Raw genomic sequence first — 4,597 nt, 5'->3', positions numbered from 1 at the left:
CGGACGACTGGCTAACCCAGTACAACGAGTACCGACCGCATGACGCCCTGGGTGGCGTGCCGCCCAAGCAGTTCATGCCCAGATTGATCACCACAACCGCCGCAGACTCTGGAAATCAACTGTCTGCTTGACAGGGGAGCTTACGCGCCGGCATGTCGCAGAACCAGATCATCCACATCGGTAGGCGCTTCCAGTCGAACCTCAACAACCCTCTCCTGTTGCCCATTGTCATTCCGTGAGGTGCTAGCGGACGGACCGGAGCATTGACGTCTCAGATGGGAATACGTAAACCTCGCGGCCCTGTAGCTCCGCATGCAGAAAACTAGAGGGGACAGTCCGTCGGCTGCATCAGTGCTTGGCGTTCTCCAGAAGGAAGTCGAGCACAATCTTTTGTTCATCAGCGGTCAGACCTGCGCGCTGGAACATGCTGGGTGTGATTCCCTGCCACTGCTTCTCCGTGAACTGGGCAGGGTCGCGCGGGCCGTGGCAGACGGTGCAACGTTGGTAGAAGATCTTCTCGGCGCGCGTCAGCGAGGCAGTGGCTTTTTCGCGCAGCGCTGCCGCCCGCTCGATACCGAAGAAACTCTCCTCAAACTTGATGTCCTTTTTTACGATTTTTGGCGGATCGAAAGCCTTGGTACCTCCCGGGTCAGCATCGGTGCATTTGCGTAGCGATGCGATGCATGTGTTTGCCGTAGTGGCCTGCGTCAGGCCGCTGGCCCGTCGGCTGGAGGTCAGGAAATTGACCAGTCCATTGTTGCAACGCCCCTTGCTGTCGAGCTGCGGCCAGGCTCCTTCGTACAGGCTCACCACGCCAGGCATGATCTTGTCTGAGACCCGTGCGCCAACCACCACCGCGCCGCGCTCGTTGTAGAGCTCCACCAGGTCGCCATCCTTGATACCATAAGACTTGGCATCCTCGACGCTGATGGTTAATGGCTCGCGTGTCTGAACGGTGTAGCGCTTGCGCAGCCTCTCGGAGTTGTTCATCTGAGAGTGCAGACGCCAGTAGGGGTGGGGGCTGACCACATGCACCTGGCCTTTGCGCGCGTTGCCCAGGTACTCCCCCGGCTCCTGCCAATGCGGCATGGGTGGCATGTCGGGAATGTTCAGCTTCTCGATGGTGGAAGAGTACATCTCGATCTTGCCGCTGGCCGTGTGCAGCGGGTGCTTAGCCGGATCGGCTCGAAAATCGCCATGACGCACCCATTGGTGCGCTTCCTTGGGTACAGGAATACGGGCCATACCCTCGGCCCAGAATTTGTCGAACGGCGTGTATTTGGCGGCGCTACTGGCTTCGTAAGCGATCTTGACGTAGTCCATTTGCGTCTTGCCTTCGGTGAAGGCATATTCGACGCCGCAGAGCGCGGCCAGGCGGCGGAAGATCTCAAAGTCGTCCAGCGCGTCATGCTGCGGCGCGATTATCTGTTTCATCGCATAGACCTTGTCGATGCTGTACGTTCCGGCGGAGCTGATGTCATTACGTTCCACCGTGGTAGTAGCTCCCAGCACGATGTCGGCCCACCGCGCCGAGCCGTTCCACCACGGCTCATGGCAGATGATGGTGTCCACATTCTGGATCGCGCGCGCCAGCTCGTTAAGGTCTTGCTGGTGCGAGAACGCATTGTTGCCCGCGTTGTAGATCAGCTTGACCGTGGGGAAGGTGTACGTGCTGCCGTTGTAGGTGAATTCTTTGCCGGGGTTGAGCAGCATCTCGCTAATGCGAGAGGCCGGGCAGATTTTTTTCACCGGATTGCGTCCCTGCGACAGGCCAGTGGGCGCCGTGCCTCCCGATTGCGCCGTGCCACCGCCACCATAGTGCCAGCTGAAGCCCACACCCTGCCCAGGCAGGCCGATGTTGCCCAGGATGCAAGCAAAGTTAACGATGGCCCAATAAGGCATTTCACCATGGTGCGCCCGCTGAATAGCCCAAGAGCCACAGAGCTGCGTTCGCTTGGACTGCATCAGCTCGGCCATCGAGCGGATTTTGGCCGCAGGGATACCGGTGATTTTTTCAGCCCATTCAGGTGTCTTGGGTGACGTGCCGTCCTTGCCTTCCAGGTGAGCGCGGTACTTGTCGAAACCCACCGTGTACTTGTCGATGAATGCCTGGTTGTGTTTGTTCTGGCTGAGCAAGTGATGGCTCATGGCCATAAACAAGGCCGTATCGGTGTTGGGGATGATGCGCACCCATTCCGAGCCCATCTTTTCGTCAGTCGTGGTCACCTGCGGGTTGATGGACATGAACTGGCAGCCGGCTTTCTTGATGGCCTCCCAGCCTGCGTACATCTCATGATCGCAAACGGTGTATTCAATGCGATTGTTCTTGTCCGGGTCACAGCCCACAAACACGACCAACTCAGTGTTATCGCGCAACTGCTCCCAAGAGGTCTGTGCCGAGTACACCTCCATATCACCAATCACCATGGGCATGATGATCTGGCCGGCCCCAGCAGAATAATCGCCCGTCGTCATCGACGAGCCTCCAAGCAGGTTGAAGAAGCGCCCCTGCAGCACGTTAGGGCGGAAGATGCCCGCGTGAGACCAGCCGCCGTACGAGCTGGAAAAGCAGCCCTCGTTGCCGTATTTCTCGATGGTGTCGAGGATGGCCTTGGCGGTCAGGCCCAAGGCCGTGTCCCAGCTCATCTGCACCCACTCGTCTTTGCCACGAAGCTCGGGCTTGTTGCTGCCCTTGCGGCCGCTTTGCTCCCATTCCAAATACGATTTTCGTACCATGGCACCAGCGACACGGGTCTTATCGTAGGTGCGATCCAGCACGCCTTCTGTCAGCATGGCGGTGGGCATCTTGTCGCTGGCCTGCGCATCGATCTTGACGATGCGGCCTTTTTGGACTGTGGCCATCAGCGGGCCGTAATGGGTGGCGTGCGCCACCGTGCCGCTGAAGGCTTTGAGTGCGGCCAGTTGTGCGGCAGGGCTCAACTCGGTGGCCGCCATGGCCTGCGCCAGAGGCGACAGCTTCATGCCCGCCGTGACCGCACCCAGGATGCTGGCAGCGCTTGCGCCCAGCCATTGACGTCGTGTGAAACTCATGAAGCGCTCCTCGTTTGCAGATGCAGACAATTAAGCGCCTATTCACCTACTTCTTCAATGGCTATAGCGAATATCTTTGTATCCGTTCTCACTCGGAGCGGAGGCAGCGCGGGGGCATAAGGCCCCCGCGTGCGCAATACCCTTACGCGCCGTCCAAGGCGACAGCGCTCTCCATCAGCCGGCGAACTCTCTGACGCACCTCTTCGGAGATTGGCCGCGGCGGGACGACCTCGGGAGGATTCCCATGGGGCTGGTTGCCCGCGATGACCTGGACCACCATGCCCAGATTGCTCGGCGTCACAATGTCGATGGCCGCGCGGTCACCCAGGTCCGGGTGTGGCCTGGCCAGCATGCGGTAAAGCTCCCACGAGTCCGCATGCGGGGACTGGCGCATGAGCACCTGGGCCAGTTTGTGCTTGAGCGGCACCAGTTGCCAATCGGGAACGCGCTGCCCCCGGTTGCCCAGGCTGATGGAGAGCAGCTTGCCCGCCTTCAACTCGCGGTTGATCTGGTCCTTGGACTTTCCGGCCAACTTGCCGAACAGGGGCACCGGCAGACTGCTCGGCGACTCGTAGATGGCCAGCATTTCCTCGCGCTCGCGCTGGATGGCGGACACCTCGGGTTCCGGCGCATGTGTCGGGGGTGGCGGCACCTGCGACAACCGTTGGAAGGTGATGCCTCCGTCGCTCGGCGTCACGACCATGGGGGTGGCTACCACCGGTGGAACGGGTGCCGTAGAGGAAGCTGCAGCCATGGCATCAGACTTATCCTCCTCCGCCATGGCCGGCACGCCCTCGATGTGAATAGTGAGATGCGCGCTGGCCGCTTCGACTTGTCCCTGTTCGAGCAGATCGAGGCGGTCGGGAACCTCTCACAACCCCATGATTGACGGATCCGAATAGGCACGATTGGACGCCAGCCGTTTTGAATGCGCGATGAGGCCTTACGGCGGTCTGCACCTCGTGCATTGAGGGGCCTTGCAGCCCCGATGGCTCAGGCTTTCGCCGTTTGCAGGCGCACCTGTGCCTTGGTGGTTGCCGGTTTGAAGAACGCATCCACGCCTCGCTCAAGGAACGAGGCCAGGCGCTTCAAGTTGTAGCAGGCAGCCATCATCGTCATCGCCACCGTGGCGCGCGCCTGCCCGATCGTGCGCACGAACTTGCCGCCCATGTGCCGGATGCCGGCAAACGCATGTTCGACCCGGGCACGCTTGCTGGCAATGCGCTGGTTGCGCCGCTTCTGGCACTCGCTCAGGGGCTGGCCCGGCTGGGCCCGGCGCTGCATCGCGTCCACGAAGCCCAGCACTTGCAGCATCTGCCGACGCTACCGGCTCGCGTAGGCCTTGTCCGTGTGCACGCTGCGCCCGGTGTTGTGCATGTCCAGCACCTCATCGAAGTGGTGTCCGTCGTGCTCGCTGGCTGTGCCCGTGGCGATGCGACGGATGAAGCCGTGCTTGAGATCCACGCTCACGCTGAGCTTGTAGCCGAAGTAGCTTTTGCCGTGCTTTTTCGTGTGTGTGGCATCCACATCCTTTTGCCGGCGCTCG

The 4,597-nt window shown here is 60.7% G+C and carries 2 protein-coding genes and 2 pseudogenes; 1 reads left to right on the top strand and 3 read right to left on the bottom strand.

All coding sequences use genetic code 11. From position 1 onward, the window contains the following. The coding region (locus BN2503_RS21485) for an integrase core domain-containing protein (RefSeq protein ID WP_148639778.1) at positions 1-131 on the top strand (131 nt) is incomplete at its 5' end. A 217-nt stretch (positions 132-348) separates the two neighbouring features. Here BN2503_RS21485 and BN2503_RS18550 read toward each other — a convergent pair. From BN2503_RS18550 to BN2503_RS18540, 3 genes and pseudogenes are all read right to left on the bottom strand, one after another. Next, positions 349-2,982, bottom strand: a complete 2,634-nt coding sequence (locus BN2503_RS18550; protein ID WP_199445281.1) for a molybdopterin-dependent oxidoreductase — start codon at positions 2,980-2,982, stop codon at positions 349-351. Between the two features lie 211 nt (positions 2,983-3,193). Beyond that, positions 3,194-3,913, bottom strand: a pseudogene (locus BN2503_RS18545) (tyrosine-type recombinase/integrase); the annotation flags it as partial. Between the two features lie 131 nt (positions 3,914-4,044). After that, a pseudogene (locus BN2503_RS18540) lies at positions 4,045-4,597 on the bottom strand (transposase); the annotation flags it as partial.

This window comes from Paenacidovorax caeni, from assembly GCF_001298675.1.
GTDB lineage: Bacteria > Pseudomonadota > Gammaproteobacteria > Burkholderiales > Burkholderiaceae_C > Paenacidovorax > Paenacidovorax caeni.
This window is presented reverse-complemented; position numbering and strand designations above follow the sequence as displayed.